Origin of the sequence: Streptomyces sp. NPDC001852 (assembly GCF_042891825.1) — a bacterium.
Taxonomy (GTDB): Bacteria; Actinomycetota; Actinomycetes; order Streptomycetales; family Streptomycetaceae; genus Streptomyces.
Genome location: NZ_JBIATN010000006.1, coordinates 64,476 through 83,492, shown reverse-complemented (window position 1 = coordinate 83,492; position 19,017 = coordinate 64,476). Strand labels below are relative to the sequence as shown.

Here is a 19,017-nt window from a genome sequence, read left to right as displayed (position 1 = left end):
CGTCCGAACCTGAACATGACCGAACGCCCCTACGGCGGATACGGGGCGTGCCTGCTCGGCGTGCGACGGCTGTCGCGGATGAAGCTCGCCACGTCGTCTCCGGAGCGGCAACGCGAGGATGTGCTGACCGCCGCCGCATCCGTCGGGGGCCACATCATCGGCGGGGCCGATGACTGGGAGGTGCCCGGCGCCACCGCCCCGATGACCCGCCCGACACTCGGCCCTTGGAACTCCCAGGCGTCGCGCACCACGCCAGGCCATGACACGGCCGGTGGCACCGCGTCGTCAGTTCCGAGACCTTCGCGGTCCCGGCGACGAGGATGCTCTTGATGGTGGGCTCCGTTGGGGGCGTGCTCGTCCAACCCCCTTTTTGTACAACATAGTTCACGACTTATATTTTGATGTATTGACGGCTGGGCGTGTCGGCCCTAGCGTCCGATCCGCATCGCGCCCCACATCGCGACCAAGGAGACACGTGTGACCGACGTTCTCGCCGCGTGCGTCAACGCCCCTCGGCGGCGCAGACGCACGGCCGCCCTCACGACAGCCTTTCTGCTGCCGGCCGCCGCCGGTATCGCGCTGGCTTCCGCCCCGAGCGCCGCCGCCGCGAGCATCCCCACCGCTGCCACCACCGTCGTCAACGCAGGCAGCGGCAAGTGCGTCGACGCGCGCGCCGGTGCCACCGGCAACGGCACCGCCGTACAGCAGTACACCTGCAACGGCACCGGCGCGCAGTCCTGGCAGTTCACCCCGACCGACAGCGGCTACTACCGGATCGGCGTGGCCTCCGCGCCGGACCAGGTGTGGGACGAGACCGGCGTCTCCACCGCCGACGGCGCGCTGACCCAGCTGTGGCTCTACGGCAGCGGCGCCAACCAGCAGTGGCAGCCGGTCGCGGAAGCCTCCGGCACGTACCACTTCGTCAACCGCAACAGCGGCAAGTGCCTCGATGTGCCGTCGGCGTCCACCGCCGACGGCGTCCAGCTGCAGCAGTACACCTGCAACGGCACCGCCGCCCAGTCCTTCTCGCTCTCCGCCGGCGTCACTCCGCCGGCCGGCACCCCGGACTTCGGCCCCAACGTCACGGTGTTCGATCCGTCGATGTCGACGGCCACCATCCAGTCGAAGATCAACTCGGTCTACAGCACCCAGCAGACCAACGAGTTCGGCACCCAGCGCAACGCCCTCCTGTTCACCCCCGGCACCTACGACGTCGACATACCCGTCGGCTACTACACCCAGGTCGCCGGGCTGGGCCTGTCACCGGACCAGGTGTCCATCACCGGCGGCGGCGTGCACGTCGAGGGGCACACCAGCGACGGCAACGCCACCCAGAACTTCTGGCGCGATGCGGAGAACATGTCGGTGAGCCCCAGTTCGGGCAGCACCATGTGGGCCGTCTCGCAGGCCGACCCGTTCAGGCGCATGGACGTGCACGGCAGCATGAAGCTGTGGGACGACACCCACGGCACCAGCACCAACTGGTCCAGCGGCGGCTACATCGGCGACTCGCGGGTCTCCGGCCAGATCAACTCCGGGACACAGCAGCAGTTCCTCACCCAGGACACCGCCCTGAACGGCGGCTGGACCGGGCACAACTGGAACATGGTCTTCGTCGGCGACACCGGCGCCCCGGCGACCAGCTTCCCCAACCCGCAGTACACCACCGTCACCCAGAGCCCGGTGATGCGCGAGAAGCCGTTCCTCTACGTCGACGGCTCGGGCAACTGGCAGGTGTTCGTCCCGTCCGTGCGCACCAACGTGCAGGGGCCGGACTGGACGAACGGCAGTGCCCCGGGCACCTCGTTGCCGATCGGCCAGTTCTACATCGTCAAGCCCGGTGACACCGCCACGACGATCAACGACGCGCTCGCCGCGGGCAAGAACCTGATCGTCACCCCGGGTGTCTACCACCTGTCCGCCCCGCTCAACATCACCCGCCCCGACACCGTGGTCCTCGGCCTGGGCCTGGCCACCCTCGTCCCGGACAACGGCGTCACCGCGATCACCACCGCCGACGTCGACGGCATCGACATCGCCGGGCTGCTGATCAGCGCGAACACCACCAACTCCAACACCCTCATGCAGGTCGGCCCAACCGGCTCGAGTGCCACTCACGCCGCCGACCCGATCGTGCTGCACGACGTGTTCTTCCGCATCGGCGGCGACATCGCCGGCAAGGCCACCCAGACGCTGGTGGTCAACAGCAACGACGTCGTCGGCGACGACCTGTGGCTGTGGCGGGCGGACCACACCGACGGCGTCGGCTGGACGACCAACCCGGCCGCCAACGGACTGATCGTCAACGGCAACAACGTCACCATGTACGGCCTGGCGGTCGAGCACTTCCAGAAGTACCAGACCACCTGGAACGGCAACGGCGGCCGCACGTACTTCTACCAGAGCGAGACCCCCTACGACGTGCCCGACCAGTCCAGCTGGACCACCAGCGGGGGCGACCTCGGCTACGCCTCGTACAAGGTCGCCAACTCGGTCACCTCGCACGAGGCTTGGGGTGTGGGCGTCTACGCCTACCTCCGCGACAACCCCTCCGTGGTGCTCGGCCACGCCATCGAGGTGCCCACCACGTCAGCGGTGAAGTTCCACAGCATGGTCACCACGGTCCTGGGCGGCGACGGCACCATCAACCACATCATCGACAACACCGGCAACCAGGTCACACCCAGCAGCAACGTGGCCTACCTGGTGAGCTATCCGTAAGTCCGGCAACGGTCCCGACGATACGCAGGGCACAGCCCGTCCGCGCGCTCCTTCGGAAGCAGTGTGCCGGGCGGCCGGACGGACAGGCGGAACTGGTCCGGTGCCCGTGCCGCCGTGGCACGGGCACCGGACAAACGGCGATCGGACGATGCACCGAGCACTCGGTGTACTTGGTCGGCGGCGGAGACCGGGGCGCTGTGTGGTGACTGGGCCTACTTGTCGAGGGTGCCGCGCTCGGACCTGTCCGCGACTGGCCTCCAGGGCGGCGCGGGCGCAGTCAGGGAGTGCTCAGAGGCTGCCCGGGCGGACCAGGCCGGTGGTGGCAGAGGCGAAGCGGACTGTGGGTGGCGGCTGAGTCGTTGGCCGGTTTCCTCCAGTTGCCCGATCCGCAGCCGCCCGCAGCGCCGGCCCCGAAGCTGCCGGACCACCCGGCCTACCAGCAGCGGAAACGGACATCAACTCACCCACCGCCTCTCAGCTCCTGAACAGCGTCGATCACGCGGTCCACCACCTCGGTCACCGGCTTGGATGCATCGATGATCGTCGCGCCACGGCTTTCGTAGATCGCTCGCATCCGAGGATTCCACTCCAGGGCCGCCGCGAGCTCTTCGGGATGTTGACCGAATGGGTTCGTGGTGCGGGTCGCGAGCCGGTGGCGGAGGGTGTCCTCGTTGATCACCAGGCACACGATGACGTCGAAAAGATCGCGGACGTCTTCCTCGTTCTCCGCCGACCCACACAAGAACGCGATTCGGAAACGAGACTCCTCGACGAGGGCCTCAACGCGCTCGCGGACGATGGCCCACCCATGCCGATCGAGCCAGCCCTGGGGTACCGGATACGGAGGATCCGTCACGACTTCACCCGTTGCTCGGTCGATCCAGCGGCTGAAGCCGTCCTCGTCGGCGTCGAGCGCGACGTGGCCACGCGCTCGCAACACCCCGCAGACCGTGGACTTACCAGTCCCTGAATTGCCGGTCACCCACACCACTGTCACGCCGCCAGCGTAGACGTGCCAGCCGCTGGTACCTGAAGGGCGATTGAGTGCCTGACTGGCCGTCGGTCCGCTCGAGAGCCCTTGTGTGAGACTACGAGAAAGCCTGGCCGCGCCCGCGCTGTTGCGCACGCTGAGCCCTTAGAAGGTGCTCGAGCCGACGGCTCTCGGCCCGAGCGCCGTTGCTGTGCCGTCCTCGCTCAGGCTTCTCCGGCGGGCCGACTGAAGTTCGCATCATCGGGGAGCAACTCCACGTCTACGCCCTTTCGTGGAGTGGCGGCGAGGGTAACGAACAGTACGGCGGAAAAGGCAGTGCTCAAGCTCTGGCTGCGGGGCCCAGCCGGTCGCCGGAAGTGCGGCCGGCTGCCGGCGCTCCGGCCCGTGTGCGGGCTGGAGCGTTTCGGCGACGCCCGCCGCGTGCCTTCCCTGCCGCTCCCCGGCCCCTGGAGGACGTGCGCGTGCTGTCGTTCACCCACGCCATCGCCGGCCCCACCGTCGGGCGCCCCCTGGCCGAGCAGGGCGCGGACGTGCTGTGCGCGACCCGCCCCAACGACTACGAGCACGACTTCATCTACGACGAGGCCAACATCGGCTCCCGCAGCGCTTGCGTCGACCTGACCACCGCGCCCGGCCGCGCTCTCGCCGAGGACCTGCTGACCGGCGCCGATGTCGTCGTCAACAACCACCGCGGCGGCAAGCCGGAGAAAATCGGCCTCGACCCGCACCAGCCGGCCCGGCGCCACCCGGGCATGGAAAGCGTCTCGGAGCCGGTCACCGGCATGATCAACGACTTCATCACCGGCTGCATTGGCGCCCTCGGCGCCCCGCCGCCCTGCACAAGCGGGCGACCGAGGGCGGCAGCCGGCACGTCACCGTCAACCTACCCGCACTGCCATGTGGTGCCAGAGCCTCGGCCTGGTCGACGCCGCCGCCGTCGCCGACAGCGACGACGGGCACACCCTGCGCGAACCCGACGCCTACGACGCCGCCACCCCGCCCGGTGATCTGCACACTCGCGCCCCACCGGTCCCCTTCTCCGCCACCCGGCCCGGCCCCCGTGGACCGACTCCGTCCTCGTCCCCCGCGGTTCCAGCCGCCCGAACTGGCTCACCCGCGCCTGACACCGCCCAGACAGGGTTTTGTTCTGCTCCCCGTACATGAACATCTTCGCCGCGGTGAGATTGGCCCTGTCGCGTGACGCGGGCCGGGGAATCACACTGGTCGGTGGGTGCTCTCTTGGAGGCGCTTGCCCGCGACGGAAGGACGGACCCATGTCCACGGACACGCTGCCCGGCCCGCTGCGATTCCTGGTCTTCGGCGCGGCCCTGCGGGCCGATTCGAGCAACACCCGCCTCGCCTCCCTCGTCGCGCGGCTCCTCTCCGACACCGGCGCCGCCGTCGACCTCGCCACCATGCGCGACTTCGACATGCCGTTGTACGACGGTGACATGGAGGCCGGCGAAGGGCTGCCGCGGGGCGCCCTCGCCCTGCGTGACCGGCTTGAGCAGAGCGATGCCTTCGTCATCTCCTCGCCGGAGTACAACGCCTCCGTGCCGGGCGTGCTGAAGAACGCGATCGACTGGGTCTCGCGTGTCCGGCCGCAGCCGTTCAAGACCAAGCACGCGCTGCTCGTCTCCGCCTCACCGTCCTTGGTCGGGGGCAACCGCGGACTGTGGGCGCTGAGGATTCCCCTGGAGCACCTGGGCACCCGCGTCTACCCGGACATGTTCAGCGTGGCCAACAGCTACCAGGCCTTCGCCGAAGACGGCACGCTGGCGGACCCGGGGCTCCAGCAACGTCTCACCGAGACGGTGGCGGGTTTCCTCAGCCTCGTCGAAGCGGACGTGCGCTACGTCTGCCTCGAACGCCGGTGGTACGAGTTCCTGGGAGATCGTACCGAGGCGGCCATCACCCAGCGGGCCGAGAAGTGAGGCCGGGACGCCGGAGGTTCAGGTCAACCTGGCCGGCTGCCTGATCCCGTACCTCACCGAGCAGTGGCTGGCCCCAAAAGTCGATACGGCAGACTCACCCTCCACCAGATCCTCGACGCCCTGCAGGACCTGCTGAACTGCTGGACCGGCGTCTCCACCACGTGCCACCGACCTCTGCCCAGCAGGACCACGTCGAGATCAATCTTTCGCCGTGGGTGGGGTGCGGATGAGCTGGGCTCAGTCCTCGTCCTGGGCGCGCCGGTAGAGCTTGGCGATGTCGTCGTCGAAGTACGCGGCGTAGGAGACATCGTCCTGGTCGCCGCCGCCCTCGTGGCCGCCCAGGACGCCGATGACGGTGCCGGTGTGGCTCTTGGGGTCGTAGTCGGCGAGCCAGGGGCTGCCGCTGGTCCCGTCCTCGAGGTCGGTGCACTGGATGCGCATCTGGGTGTCGCTGAACTTCGTGGTGCGGTTCTGGCACGAGACGGGGGTGTCACGGCTGCTGGGGTAGCCGGTGATCTTGACCTTGTTGTCGAAGCCGCGGTTGATGCCGAGGGTGTTGCCGCCCAGGACGTCCTGGATGTCCTTGCCGTCCTTCTGGTCGAGGACGAGGAAGGCGACGTCGAGGTCCTCGTCCTGCGACGTGGCCCAGCGGTCGTCGACGACCACCTTGCTGACCTTCCACAGGCCGGCGGGCTCGTCGCCGCTGCGGTAGCCGGGGGCGAAGACCAGGTCGTTCAGCGGCTGTCCGGAGTCGGCGTCGAAGGCGCAGTGGGCCGCGGTGATCAGCATGTTCCGGCCCGGACTGCGCACCACGCTCGCCGTGCAGAAGTGGGCGCCCTGGTCGTCCTTCTCGAAGACCGCGCCGATCCGGGCGTTCTCCTCGGTCCTGCGAGGGGTGTATGCGGTGCCGTCCTTGGCCGGTGCCGTCGCGGGGAGGTCCTGGTCCTGCGAGGACTGGCCCGGCTCGCCGGACTTGCCGAAACCGCTGCGTCCGCCGCTTCTGGCCGCATGGGTTTCCCCCGCGGTGTCGCCCATCACTGCGACTGCCCCGATGATGACCAGCATCAGGGGCAGGACGGAATTCCTGACCAGCGAGCGCACAAGGTCATTATCGACGCGGGCCGGGTGTTACGGGAGGTGCTTCGCCGGGAGGCTCCCGTCACAATCCACCGCCCGGATCGGCCATCGGCGCCCTGGCCGAGCGCGCCACCCGCTGCTTCATGCTCCCGGATACCGCTCTGTGTCCTGTTACCGAATGCGGACAGACCCGGGTGAACGACACCCCCGTCGGCGCCATCTCAGGGGGTGCAGCGAAACAGCGATGCGGCCGGTCGCCTTGTGGGAGCAGGGGGAGGCGCCGCGTCCCGACAGTCCGTGGGGGAGCTTTCATCATGACCATGAACCGTGCCCGCCGTACCGCCCGTTCCACCGGCCTGGTGGTCGTCGCCGCAGCAGCGGCAGTGTCGCTGACCGCCTGCCAGGGCGGGGGCAAGAACGCCGCCGCCGGGTCGGAGACGAAAGCCTCCGCCTCCCCCTCCACCGGTGACGGTGGGGGGCTCGGCGGGGCCAGGGGAGGCGAGGACAAGCCCAAGCCCAGCGGGGACAGGGCCCAGACCGGCATGCGTACCCAGACGACCCCGGTGCACCGGACCATCACTCCTGCCCCCAGGCCCAAGGCGGCATCCCCTGTCCGCACCCAGCCCCTGCCCGACGGCAGCAAGGCCGAGATCTACAAGCTCGGTGCCCAGCACTACCTGCTCAAGCTCGTCCACCGCGGCGACGTCCTGGGCACGATGGAGGCGAACCACCGGGACGCCGGGCTCGACGCCAACGACATGTTCATCGTGCTCACGCCCGACGGCCGGGTCCAGGCCTGGATGGGCGGCGGACACGAGGGGCCGGGCACCTTCGAGCTCATGGGCGGCTGGACGGCCAAGATCACCAAGGTTGGCGAGGACCACTACCGCGCGCGGATCCTCGGCGACGCCGGCGGCGTGTCCACCACGCTGGACGCGAACGGGCACGACGCCGGAGTCGAGATCGACCGCGTCTACCTCGTGCTCAGCGACGGCGGCGTGATCAGCGCCCACGCGTAGCCGCGGGCCCAACCGGCAGGACCGCCCGTCCTGAACTCGCCGGTTCGGGGTACTCGCGCGCTCGTCGCCGCGGTGTCCGTCCGCATCACCGCCGTCCTCGCCGGCGTTGCGCGAACGCACCGATGAGCAAGTGCACGAGGGGAAGACCCCCGAACTTGGACGAACTCCACGACGAGGCCCTGGACTGCCCCGCGTCCAGCGGCGTCGGCCGAGCGCATGCCGTCGGCCCGGGACCATCCGGAGACAGACCCTGCCGACGGCGCCGACCCACCGGCCGAGGGGGTCCGCGGTCACGCCTTCAGGCCCGGCCGGAAGGCCCGGCTGCCCGGCCCTGGCCGTGATGCGAGCACCCCGGGCCCCGCAGGCTGCCGTCGCTCGTGCACACCCCCCTCCGACGATCACTTGCCTTGTCCTGTCCCGTCGGACGGAACCGGTGAGCGTGGGGTCCCCTCTAGCCAAGCAGCCGGCATGCGTCGTCATTGCGGACGCCACAGCCGGGTGGCGCCCGTTTCACTCTCGCTCAGTGGTCCAGAAAGGTGGTCGTGTGTCTCTCACCGGGACGTCGTTCTTCGTCGCCCTCATCGTCGCGACGGTCGTGGCGATGGTTGGCACGATCGCCCTGTGGGCCAGGATCCGCGGGCCCAGGCCGGTGCGTTGGCTGGCACACGCCGTGATGATCGGCCTGTGCCAGCTCACCGCGATCAGCGTCGTGGCCACCTGGATCAACAACAGCTACGGGCTGTATGCGTCCTGGGACGACCTCATGGGCAACACGGACAACACCAACGCGGTCGCGATGCCGGGGCCGCCGGTGCAACGCGCGAAGTTCAACCACAGCACCAAGGGCGGTGTCCTGGACACGTACTTCCACGGCCAGAAGTCCGCCCTGTCCGGGCAGGTGCTGGTGTGGAAGCCGCCGCAGTACGACGAGCCGGCCTACAAGAACAAGCGGTTCCCGGTCATCATGCTGCTGCACGGCGTGCCCGGATCACCGGAGTCCTGGCTGGAGCACGGCGGTATGCCGGGCGCCTTCTCGGACCTGCTGAAGCAGAACAAGGTGCACCCCTTCATCCTGGTGATGCCCGTGGTCAACCCGGGCAGTGTGGACACCGACTGCACCGACCTGCCCAACCGCAAGGTCGCGACCTGGATGTCGGTGGATGTCCCGGACCTGATCAGGCACAAGTTCCGCACCCTGCGGGGTGCCGAGGGCTGGGGCGTGATGGGCTTCTCGACCGGCGGCTTCTGCGCCGCGAAACTGCCCCTGCAGTACCCGAAGGTCTTCGGTGCGGGCGCCGCTCTCGACCCCGACCCGCTGACCGGCGACGAGTCCGTCCTCCCGGACCCGACCGTGCGCCGGCTCAACAGCCCGACCTACCTGGTTCGGCACACGAAACCCCACGTCAGTCTGTTCCTCGCCACCTCACGCGAGGACCGTCTCAGCCCGCCCTCCTACATCACGCAGTTCCAGGCGGCCGCGGGGTCCTCGCCGGTCACGGTGCGCACGCTGTTCCTGCCGAACGGCGGCCACAACTACAACACCTGGTCCGCGGAGTACCCGCCGGCGTTCGCTTGGCTCAGCCAGTGGCTCTCCGCCCCGCACTGACCCCGGCCGCGGGGTCGGCTCAGCGGGTGGTCGGGACGGCCGCTGACCAGCACCGACGCAGACCAGCGGACCGCCACGACCGGCTACCGCGCCGTACGACGCGCTGGGGTTGATCACGGCCGTGTTCCGGCCCGCACTGGGTCGGCGGCGCGGGGCGGTGCCGTATCAGCAGGTCGCAAGGCACCGCGCCTCCGGGAGAGGCGGTGAGTCCGACGGCGGTGGTCAACGCTTTTCGCGTCGGGTGCGGATGCTCAGGGCGACGACGGAGACAAGGAACCAGAAGGCACCGAAGGCTGAGTAGCCGGCGATGGTGGACAGGTTGCTCGTCGCCGAAGCGGACGTGGCAGCGATGGTGGCACCGGCGAGGACGGACTGTCCGCCGCTGATGACCATGGGCCACTGGGCGCCGACGCTGCTCCGGCGCCGGATCGCCACGACGAGCTGGATCGCTCCGGAAAGGAGGGCCCAGACGCCGAACACGAGCAGGGCCGTCCCGATGGTGGAGAAGACGGCGGCGATCATCCCGGCGGCGGTGGCGAGGCCGAGAGCCACGTTGGTGGTACCGACGCGGTCCGTGGAGCCGGTGCCGGCCATGCGATGTTCGAGCAGCGTGGCGACGGCGTCCCACAGGGGGTAGATCACGAGGAGCACGGCCGCGATCGCTGTGGGCCTGTCCGTCGACACGAGCGAGGCAGAGGTCGTGATGACGAGTGCCACCCAGATCAGGGAGAAGGCGACTCGGATCAGGTGGAGCGATCGGAGCCCGGAGGGCGTCGTCGTGGTCGTGGTCGTGCTCGAAGTCACGGTGGTCTGCGTCATCGGGTGTCCCGTGGTGTGATCGTGTCGGTGTGAGACGGTCGCCTCGATGAGGAGTCTCAGCGGCCTCGGGCGGGGCCGTGTACTTCGAACGAAGTAGGTCTGCCGTCCACCTCGCATCGAATGAGTTCTGCCGGCCATCGCCCGGACCGGGCTCGCCGTCTACATCATTCGAAGTACACGGCCGCAGCGCGCGTGGACGAGAATTGGGCCATGGCCAAGGCGCAGAACGATCAGGACGGGCCCGTGGCACCCCTGTGGGTCCGCCGTCCCGAGGCGCTGCACCTCGTCGCCTATGCGGTGGCCGCGCTGGTGTTCACCGGCCAGATCGTGGCAGTGATCCTGCGAGGGTCGGATTGGCCGACGGCCCTCTCCGTGCTCCTCGCCGGTGGTGGTGTCGCCCTGTCCTGGCGGAGTCCGTGGGCGGGACTGGTCGTGGCGAGCGGGGCGTCCTTCGCCGTGACGGCGGTCGGCCACGACCCCCTGTCGGTGTGGATGATGGCGGTGCTCGTGCTGTTCTCCGTCACCCTCAGAGGGAAGCAGCCGGTGGCCGGAACCGGCATCGTGGCGGCGTTCTTCCTGGGTGCGTTCATGACACTGGGAGGATTCCGTGGCGGCGCGGTCGTGGGAGCCGCCGCACTCTTCTCGGCCATAGCGGGAGGTGCGACGGGGGCCGCGCTGCGCATCCACCGAGAGCACTGGCGCACCCTGGAAGAACGGGCCGAAAGCGCCATCGCCACCCGCGAGATCGAAGCCACCCGACGGGTGACCGAGGAACGACTCCGCATCGCCCGGGACCTCCACGACGTCATCGGCCACCAGGTCGCGATGCTGAGCATGCATCTCGGTGCCGCGGAGATCGGGCTGCCCGAAGACGCCGAGTCCTCCCGGCAGGCCCTCGTCTCAGCCAGGTCCAGCGCACGTACCGTCGTCGTCGAAACGCAACGCATCCTCGCGCTTCTCCGCCTCGGAGACGACATCTCCGACGACGAGGCGCTTCGGCCGACCCCGGCGCTCAGCGGCCTGGAAGGCCTTCTCGCCTCTTTCGAGAGCATCGGCCTCGACGTCCGGCCCTCGATCGACATCCCCGCCGGTTTCGTGGAGCCGAGCGTCGGCGTGACGGTCTACCGGGTCGTTCAGGAAGCACTCACGAATGCCTACCGGCATGGAGAGGGGGCGGTCACGGTGGATGTGCGCGAGCGCGACGGCAGGATCTGCGTCACCGTGAAGAACCGTGTCGGTCACTCACTGCGCGGCTCCGGCTCGGGCAGCGGACTCGGACTCGTGGGGATGCGCGAACGCGTCGAGTCCTCCAACGGGCGGCTGACGATCGACAGCGACAACGGGAGATTCCGGGTCCATGCGGAGTTCAGTCCCCTGGGAGCCGTCGTATGACGACGCGGATTCTGATCGTCGACGACCAGGACGAGATAAGGGCCGGCATCAAAACGATGCTCCGGCTCGACCCGAGTCTCGTTGTCGCGGGTGATCTCTCCGACGGCCTCCAGGTCGTCCCCTTCCTCCGGGACCACCCCGTCGACCTGGTCCTGATGGACATCCGGATGCCAGGCATCGACGGTGTCGAAGCCACCCGCCGGATTCGCAAAGAGCACCCTCCCCAAAAGACGAGGGTCATCGTGCTGACCACTTTTGACCAGGACGACATCGTTCTCGCCGCCCTTCGCGCAGGCGCCAACGGTTTCCTGAGCAAGACGGTGAGCCCCGCTGAACTCGTCGCCGGAATCACCGAGGTCGTCGGTGGCGGCGGTGCGCTTTCGGCCGCCGCGACGGCCGCGCTCATCGGTCACATGACCGACAGCCCGCCCCCGGTGATCGACAGGGAACTGCTGCGACGCTTCGACGCTCTGACACCGAGGGAGCGGGACGTGGTCGTGCTCGTCGCGAGCGGTCTCGGCAACGATGAGATCGCGGCCCAGATGTCCGTGTCGCCGTTCACCGTGAAGACGCATGCGGTGCGGGCGATGACGAAGGTCGGTGCACGTGATCGAGCGCAACTCGTCTCGTTCACCTTCCGGGCCGGCCTCTACCCCTGAGCCCGCCGACCCGGAAGACCGGCGAGCCCGAGGAAGGCTCCGTGGATGTCGTCCCGTCGCTCCCGGCGAATGCGCAGGCGACGGGATCCGTGCAGCCAGGCGATCATTCGTTCGACGACATCGGAAGACGCCCAGGCCGGAGCCGTGTGGCTTGCTCTCCTCGCGATCACGGGACGGATCCGCGCCGCCACAGCAGGCGTCGGCGCGCAGCGCGACGGCGTCGGGCTCAGGCCGGGAAGCCGTAGCCGTAGCCTTGAGAATCCAGCTGGTTGAGGAGACGGGCGAGTGCCTGCACCGTCTGCGAACGGTCACCGCCGCCGTCGTGCATCAAGATGATCGCGCCGGGTCGCAGGTCCTGGTTGATGTTGCGCAGAATGCCGTCCACACCCGGGCGCCGCCAGTCGTTGGCGTCGTCGCTCCAGCCGAGCGGCTGCAGGCGGTTGGCTCCGGCTATCCCGCGGATCGTAGGGCTCCAGTCGCCGCCGGGTGCCCGGTAGTACATCAGCTTCACGGCGTTTCCCGCCGCGTTGGTTATGTCGCGCTTGGCGTCGACGATCTCGTGGATGTTGTACTCGAGCGACTTGCGGTTCTGCTGCTCGTCATGATGGACCGAGTGGTCGCACAGCCGGTCCCCGTCCGCGACGATCGCCTTGGTCAGGTACGGGTAGCGCTGGGCGAGCGGCCCGATCTCGCAAAAGGTGGCCTTCGCGTGGTGCTGAGCGAGGAGTGCGAGTACCTGCGGGGTCCATCGCGGGTCCGGGCCGTCGTCGAAGGTGAGCGCTACGGATTTGCCGCTGCCCTCCACTCCGTGGCCGACCAGCGCGTCGGAGCCCGTCGGGGCGCTCGGCAGGTGCCCGAAGGTGCTCGCCGGGCCCGATGGCGAAGCGGGCGCGGACGGCACCGCGGCGGAGGCTCCATTGCGGCCGGACCGCGTTCCTCCTGCGGCGCGGCCGGATGTCGACGCGGACGGTGAAGCGTGCGAGGGCGACGGCGCCTGGGACGACGAGTGCGGCCTGGAAGAGGACGGCGTCGTCGAGGGAGTCACGCTGGTGGGCGAGCTCTGGGGTGTGTGCCCGCCTGCGTGGTGCCCGCACGCCGTGATCACGGCTCCTGCGATCGCCGCCGTCAGGGCGGTTGCGGTCGCCGCTTTGATTCTGGCCAACGCCACAGATCTACCTCCGTCGGCACCACTCGGTGCTCAAATCGGTGCTGGTACTGGTCACGTCGAGGCAGGGCTGAGCGCAGGCGCGCTGCCGGTCGACGGCACGGCGGCACCCGTAGTCGGGGTCCGCTGGTGACTTGCTTCCCTGTGCGCCGGCGCACAGGGGCTACCGGTCGCTCCAAGCGCTCCGGGGGTCGGTCTGGCGGCGGCCTTCGTCGCCCGGCCCCGGACCCCCGCTGTCGATGGAGATGATTGGTACATCCGGTTTGGGCCTGATGTCCGACTACATTAAGGGAGGCCTGTCGCCTTGCTTAATAATTCCGGTCTGTGATGAATGTCGCTTTGTTTCTGAGATGTAAGGGTTGAGGCCTGAAACAAGGTCGTCGGCACCGAATCAGAGCAGGAGAAGTCATGGCTCGTAACGCTGTGTGATGGCCTGATCGGAGCTGCGGCGACTGAACGTGCAACGATCTGGTCCTGTGCCGGCAGGGCGATCGCTCGGGGTGCACCGACGAAACCCGGTCGCTGCGGCACACACTGCTTCTGCTCGTCCCCGGGTCGCGGCACCCTCGCCGATCCGGGAGACGATGACCGGAGCCCGACCTAGCACCAGTACCTGGTGCGGCCCGGTGCGCCGAGTACGAGGAACTGGCGGCGGCCCTGCGCGGGGAGCTGCGGTCACCGCCGGTGCGGGTGCTCGACCGGGACGCCTGAGCCTGCCGATCGATCAAATGAGTGTCGAACAAAGCGATGTGAACGGCTCCAAACTCCAACTTTCGTCAGTCGGGATCAGATGGGAAAACTTCGGCTGAAATATGTCGATCGACTGATACACATACCCCCTCGGTGCGACACGTCAGGCGTCTGTGCGAAATGTGAAGGGGAGCGATGGATCACGGCGGGCTCGCGCACGCGCTGACCGCGTGTGAGCGTGACGGATTCACGGGGGAGCTGCGGGTGCCGGGCAGCCCCGGCGGCGCCTTCCATCTGCGGGACGGACTCGTCGTGGCGGCCGAGAGCCCCGGCGCCCCCGGCGCCGAGGCGCTGCTCCTGCGCTCCGAGCGCATCGACGGAGAGCAGTGGGCGGAGTTGGTGCGCGAGTCCGGGGCGCGCTGGCCGGCCACCGGGCTGATCGCGCACGGCTATGCGGGGGCCGCCCAGCTCCGGGTGGTGTGCCTGCTGGCGCTGCGGGATGCGGCCTTCGCCGTTGTCGCCGGGCGGGTGGACGCCTGCGAACGGGTCACCGGCACCGAGCCGCACGCCCTGGTAGCCGTCGGCGAGCGGCCCGCCCGGCTGGTGGAGGATGCGGTGCGCAAGGTGGCCGCCGTGGACGCGCTGCCGTACCCCGTGCGCCCCGACCGGGAACGGCCCCTGCCCGTGGCCTCACCGGAGCAGGCGTGCACCCCGCTGCGACGGGAGGTGCTCGCGTCCGCCGACGGCCGCCGTACCGCCCGCGACCTTGCCTTCCGCACCGGCCGCGGGGTCTACACGGTCACCGTGGAGGTCGCGCGGATGCTGAGCGACGGGCTGCTGGAGTGTGCGGACCCGCTCGCCCGGGCCCCGCTCCTGGTGGCGCCCGAGGCTCCTGTCGTACGGCACCGCGAGCAGTCCCCGGCGGAGCCGGAGGCGACCGACCCCGCCGAACTGCCGCGCCGCGCACCCGGTGCCAGCGGCATCACCGAAGTCCTCGTCCCGCCGGCGAGCGGGGCGGGCTGGAAAGGGTTCTTCCGGCTGCGCCACGAAACCGCTGGATGACAGGGGTCAGTCGATGGCAGCGAGGGTCGAACCGACAAGGAAAACAAGGGAGTTGAGCACATGGACCACGAAGCCCTGGCGCGTGAGATGCGCGGACTGCGCGAGGAGGTGACCGGAATCACCGACACGGCCCTCGCGGCGGCCGACGGCATGCTGATCGCGGCCGACACCGCGGAGTCCATCGACCCGGAGGGGCTCGCCGCGCTCGCGGCGGCGGGCCTGGGCCTCGCGCGCCGCACCGCCGCCGCCACGGCGCGCGGAGCCTTGCGCCAGACGGTGACGTACGGCAGCCACGGCTGCGTCGCCTTCTACGCCGTCGGTGACACCGCCCTGATGGTGGTCCTCGGTGACGAGGGGATGGACGTGAGCCGCCTGCACCGGGCGACCCACCCAGCCCTCGACCGCATCGGATCGATCCTCACCGAGAAGACGCCAGAGGGGGTGTGACGGATGGCTACGAAGCGCTTGACGGGTTTCTCCGACCAGGTGATGAGTCTGGTCAAGACGCTGCGCACCGAGGCGCCCGACTGCGTCGCGGCCGGTGTGGTCGACATGGCCACCGGCATGCTGCTGTCGTACGAGACGGTCGACAACCACCCGCCCGAGGTCCTGGATCTGCTGGCGGGTGCGACCCTCGACCTGTTCCAGGGGCGTACGGTGGTCATGATCGAGGATGTCTTCAAGGAGCGTCGCGGCGTCAGCGACGACAGCCATTTCTTCCAGGAGATCCTCGTCAACAGCGAGAACCTCACCCACCTGTTCCTGCGGATGAACGACCAGCAGGACGTCGTCGCCGTCGTCGTCTGCCGTAAGTCGGTGAACGTCGGCATGCTGTTCGCCCAGGCCCGGAGGGTGGTGCGGGAGCACACCCTGTGAGCAACGGCCGTGGGCTCCCGGGCGGGAGGGGCCCACGGCCGACCGACCGCGCCCCGACTTCGCCCTGCTCCTCCGTCCGTGCTCGCGCGGCACGGTCCAGAGGTCGAATGCGTCAGCGACTCGGGCGTGAGCCCGCTGCGGCAATCTCCGCGTGCGCTCGCGCCACGAGATGTTCTGCGCCGCACCTCTCCGCCAAGTTGGCGCCCTCGAAGAGCGGTTCCGCCGCCCGGTGCGCATGCCCGCGGCGCCGGAGGCCGATGGCGAGGTCAACCAGTGACTCGGCGTACAGGTACTGGTTCGGGGACTTGCTGAGCGTCTCCACCGCGCGCTCCAGCAGCGCCATGGTGTCCCCGTCCTCGGACACCGCCGCGCTGAAGCGCAGTGCCTCACCTTTGGCGGTGGGCGTGCCGTAACGCTCCGCACGGCGCAGTGTCTGTGCTGCGAGAGCGCGGGCGCCCGCGGGGTCCTCCGGGGCGAGGGCGAGGGCGAGGTGTCCCGCCCAGGGACACCAGGTCGGATTGAACATGCCTTTGTCCTCCAGCCGTTCCCCGGCGGCGGTGAGTTGCGCGATGGCCTCCTTACGTCGGCCACGGACGAGCAGCAGGCGTCCATACAGCGTCTGGGGGTCCGGGAAGACCACCGCGTTGGGGTAAGGAGGCGCGAAGTCGTGCACCTCGGCGACGCTCAGCGCTTCCTCGAAGCGGCCGCGGGACAGCAGGACGTCGAGCAGCAGACCGACGGCGTACCACTTGGCGGGCAACCTGGGTCCGACGCGGTCCGCCAGCCGGACTGCCTCACGCGCGCAGCGCTCGGCCTCGACGAGCAGTCCGCGCCGGAAGTGGACCAGCCCGAGGAGGCTGAAGCCGAAGGAGAGGTGGGCTCCGCTCCATCCCACCTGCTGACACTCGGCGATGGCGGAACTGAACAGCTCCTCCGCGCGGTCGCACTCGTCGGCGTACATGTATCCGAGCGCGGTGATGCTGGGCAGCTCGAAGCCCCAGTCGGGGTCGGTGTACCTGAGCCCCACGGCGCGTGTGGCGACGGCCAACGCGTGTTCAGCCGGCTCACCGCGCAGCGTGGCATCCCAGGTACGCAGGCACAACAAGGCCTTCTCTCCCACGTTCTGCCCGGACAGATGTCCGGCGAGGCGCGCGAGCCGGCGGGAACGGACAGGCGCGTGCACCTCCTGCGTGTCAAAGACCCGCCACAGATGGTGTGCCGCCTGCAGGCGCAGCCGCGCCCTGTATGTCCGTGCGTGGTCGACCTCGGCCCCCACCACGGCAGCTGCTTCTCCGAGCTGGTCGTTGTGGGCGAGAGCCTGGGCCAACCGGAAAGTGGCATCCTCTCTGAGCGTGGGGTCGAGGTCGGGCAGCTCCAAGGCCGCCGAGAGGTGGTTGACCGTGGTGGCCGGGGAGGTGAGCAAGGCAGAGCAGCCGAGCTCGTAGAGCACGGCCGCACGTTCCTCGGCCGGGGGCGGTTCGCGCAGCGCACGCTCCAGGCAGCGACGAGCGGCGTCCGGAGCGCCTTGGCGAAGGTTCTCCCGCGCGGCCGCGCGTAGCTGCTCCACGGTCTGCGGGTCGTTGTTCGGATGGGTCTCCAGCAGATGCCGGGCGGCGACAGTGATGTTCAAGCCCGCGTCGGTCACCGCGCTTGCGGCCTGTCCGTGTATGGCGGTCCGCATCGCCGGCGGGATGGCCCGGTACACGGCAGTGGCGATGAGGGGGTGGACGAACTCGAGCGTCCTGGTGCCGGTCAGGATACGAGCGACTCGCAGTGTGTCCGTGGCGTCCTGAGCCTCGGCCGGTGGCAGCCCGGCCACTGAAGCCGCCAGTTCGGGAGAGATCTCGGTACCGAGTACCGCAGCCGACCAGGCAAGCCTCACGGCTCGGTTGCCGAGCCTCTCCAGTCGCTTGACCAGTCCGGTGCCGCGGGACGACGCACCGAGGTCGCGCAGCAGAGGAGCCGACTCCTCGGCGGGGGAGAGCCCTCGTTCCCGCACCTTGGCGATGAGTTCGACGGTCTCGTAGGGGTTGCCGCCGGTGACGGCCCAGCACTCGCGGCAGAAGGGATCATCCGCGTCCGGCCCGAGTGCGACTCGGACCAGCTTCGCGACCGACTCGGGGCTGAGGGCGCGCAGGGCGATCGGGTGTGACCCGCGGCCGCCGACGAGCTCACGGAACGCCGTGGCCTCGGCCGGCAGTTCGTCCGGGCGGTACCCCAGGACGATCAGGACGGGAAGTTCCTGCACACGCAGGGCGAACGTGGCCAGCCAGGTGAGGGACTCCGCATCACCCCAGTGAGCATCGTCAACGACCGTGATGATCGGTGCCTTGCGCACGGCGAGCTGTGTGAGGACCCAGTCAAGACCGTCCCGGACGCCCTGTGGATCCGGCACGGCGGCACCGGCCTGCTGAGCGAAGAGGCCGACGGCCGGCCCCGCGATCTCGTACCAGCCACCGAAGATCTCGCGACGCTCGGCCTCGGTGCAGGATGCCAGGACAGGTTGCAACAACTGCCGGACGACGTGGAAGGGAACCGTATGCTCCTGCTCGCTGCCGCGCGCGGACAGGACCGTGCACCCTCGGGCAGAGGCCATGCCTCGGATCTCGGCCAGCAAAGTCGTCTTGCCCAGTCCGGCGGCGCCGCTCAAGAACAGCAGCCCGCCACGCCGACCACCGCTGTCCGCCGGGCGGGTGCACAGCGCCTCCACTGCCTCCCGCGCCGCGGCCACCTCATCGTCACGCTCGTACAGGGGCGTTCCCGCCCGGCCGGGGCCTGACGGACCAACTCGCCTCTCGCTGCGCTCCTGCTCAGGCACGCTATTCCCCTCGCTCACCAGCCTGTTGGCCAGCCTAGCGAGGGGGGACGACACGCGGTAGAAATATGCAGGAACCGTGTGGCAGCCTTCCCAGCGGGGAGCCGAAGTGGTAGGCGGTGACCGCCGTCGCGAGGCGTACGGGTCGAGTCGCCATCCTGGCGCGCCGCCTGCTCGGTGATTCCGTCGAG

At 69.3% G+C, this 19,017-nt stretch carries 15 protein-coding genes and 1 pseudogene; 10 read left to right on the top strand and 6 right to left on the bottom strand.

Annotated features, from left to right (window positions below):
* The first annotated feature begins 477 nt into the window (after positions 1-477).
* Complete coding sequence (locus tag ACFYZB_RS12460) at positions 478-2,721, top strand: RICIN domain-containing protein (RefSeq protein WP_388757623.1); 2,244 nt, start codon at positions 478-480, stop codon at positions 2,719-2,721.
* Positions 2,722-3,181: 460 nt separating this feature from the next.
* Here ACFYZB_RS12460 and ACFYZB_RS12455 read toward each other — a convergent pair whose 3' ends face one another.
* The gene (locus ACFYZB_RS12455) at positions 3,182-3,718 is read right to left on the bottom strand and encodes an AAA family ATPase (RefSeq protein WP_388757620.1); all 537 of its coding nucleotides are present in this window, start codon (positions 3,716-3,718) and stop codon (positions 3,182-3,184) included.
* Between the two features lie 350 nt (positions 3,719-4,068).
* Between ACFYZB_RS12455 and ACFYZB_RS12450 the strand changes: the two genes are divergently transcribed.
* Both ACFYZB_RS12450 and ACFYZB_RS12445 read left to right on the top strand, forming a co-directional pair.
* Entirely contained in the window at positions 4,069-4,719 is a 651-nt protein-coding gene (locus tag ACFYZB_RS12450) for a CoA transferase (RefSeq protein WP_388757617.1), read from the top strand.
* A 267-nt stretch (positions 4,720-4,986) separates the two neighbouring features.
* Positions 4,987-5,646 carry an NADPH-dependent FMN reductase gene (locus tag ACFYZB_RS12445; RefSeq protein ID WP_388757614.1) on the top strand — a complete coding sequence of 220 codons (660 nt, stop codon included), beginning with the start codon at positions 4,987-4,989 and terminating at the stop codon, positions 5,644-5,646.
* Positions 5,647-5,883: 237 nt separating this feature from the next.
* On the opposite strand, the gene ACFYZB_RS12440 is transcribed toward ACFYZB_RS12445, so the two are convergent.
* Complete coding sequence (locus ACFYZB_RS12440; protein WP_388757612.1) at positions 5,884-6,747, bottom strand: trypsin-like serine peptidase; 864 nt, start codon at positions 6,745-6,747, stop codon at positions 5,884-5,886.
* Between the two features lie 290 nt (positions 6,748-7,037).
* Here ACFYZB_RS12440 and ACFYZB_RS12435 point away from each other — a divergent pair, with 290 nt between their 5' ends.
* Both ACFYZB_RS12435 and ACFYZB_RS12430 read left to right on the top strand, forming a co-directional pair.
* Positions 7,038-7,742: a hypothetical protein gene (locus tag ACFYZB_RS12435; RefSeq protein WP_388757609.1), complete on the top strand. Its 705-nt coding sequence runs from the start codon at positions 7,038-7,040 to the stop codon at positions 7,740-7,742.
* 544 nt (positions 7,743-8,286) lie between these two features.
* The gene (locus ACFYZB_RS12430; protein ID WP_351204724.1) at positions 8,287-9,348 is read left to right on the top strand and encodes an alpha/beta hydrolase-fold protein; all 1,062 of its coding nucleotides are present in this window, start codon (positions 8,287-8,289) and stop codon (positions 9,346-9,348) included.
* A 222-nt stretch (positions 9,349-9,570) separates the two neighbouring features.
* Here the strand turns inward: ACFYZB_RS12430 and ACFYZB_RS12425 are convergent, their stop codons facing one another.
* Positions 9,571-10,167: a DUF308 domain-containing protein gene (locus ACFYZB_RS12425; RefSeq protein ID WP_388757606.1), complete on the bottom strand. Its 597-nt coding sequence runs from the start codon at positions 10,165-10,167 to the stop codon at positions 9,571-9,573.
* Positions 10,168-10,377: 210 nt separating this feature from the next.
* On the opposite strand from ACFYZB_RS12425, the gene ACFYZB_RS12420 reads away from it, so the two are divergent.
* Together ACFYZB_RS12420 and ACFYZB_RS12415 are read left to right on the top strand one after the other, a co-directional pair.
* The gene (locus ACFYZB_RS12420; protein ID WP_388757603.1) at positions 10,378-11,559 is read left to right on the top strand and encodes a sensor histidine kinase; all 1,182 of its coding nucleotides are present in this window, start codon (positions 10,378-10,380) and stop codon (positions 11,557-11,559) included.
* A complete protein-coding gene (locus ACFYZB_RS12415) occupies positions 11,556-12,218 on the top strand; it encodes a response regulator (protein ID WP_388757601.1) in 663 nt (220 codons plus the stop codon). Before ACFYZB_RS12420 ends, ACFYZB_RS12415 begins: the two co-directional genes overlap by 4 nt.
* Here the strand turns inward: ACFYZB_RS12415 and ACFYZB_RS12410 are convergent.
* Positions 12,209-12,397: pseudogene (locus ACFYZB_RS12410) on the bottom strand (hypothetical protein); the annotation flags it as partial. The gene ACFYZB_RS12415 and the pseudogene ACFYZB_RS12410 overlap by 10 nt on opposite strands.
* 47 nt (positions 12,398-12,444) lie before the next feature.
* On the bottom strand, positions 12,445-13,119 hold the full coding sequence (locus ACFYZB_RS12405) for a polysaccharide deacetylase family protein (RefSeq protein ID WP_388757596.1): 675 nt from the start codon (positions 13,117-13,119) through the stop codon (positions 12,445-12,447).
* 1,149 nt (positions 13,120-14,268) lie between these two features.
* Here ACFYZB_RS12405 and ACFYZB_RS12400 point away from each other — a divergent pair.
* Genes ACFYZB_RS12400 through ACFYZB_RS12390 form a run of 3 tightly spaced genes read left to right on the top strand, consistent with a single transcriptional unit; the run spans position 14,269 to position 16,011 of the window.
* Entirely contained in the window at positions 14,269-15,135 is an 867-nt protein-coding gene (locus tag ACFYZB_RS12400) for a MarR family transcriptional regulator (protein ID WP_388757593.1), read from the top strand.
* Between the two features lie 60 nt (positions 15,136-15,195).
* Positions 15,196-15,582 carry a roadblock/LC7 domain-containing protein gene (locus ACFYZB_RS12395; protein WP_351204712.1) on the top strand — a complete coding sequence of 129 codons (387 nt, stop codon included), beginning with the start codon at positions 15,196-15,198 and terminating at the stop codon, positions 15,580-15,582.
* Between the two features lie 3 nt (positions 15,583-15,585).
* Positions 15,586-16,011, top strand: coding sequence for a hypothetical protein (locus ACFYZB_RS12390; protein WP_351204710.1), 426 nt, complete (start codon positions 15,586-15,588; stop codon positions 16,009-16,011).
* Between the two features lie 112 nt (positions 16,012-16,123).
* Here ACFYZB_RS12390 and ACFYZB_RS12385 read toward each other — a convergent pair whose 3' ends face one another.
* Entirely contained in the window at positions 16,124-18,829 is a 2,706-nt protein-coding gene (locus ACFYZB_RS12385) for an ATP-binding protein (protein WP_388757589.1), read from the bottom strand.
* Positions 18,830-19,017: the final 188 nt, after the last annotated feature.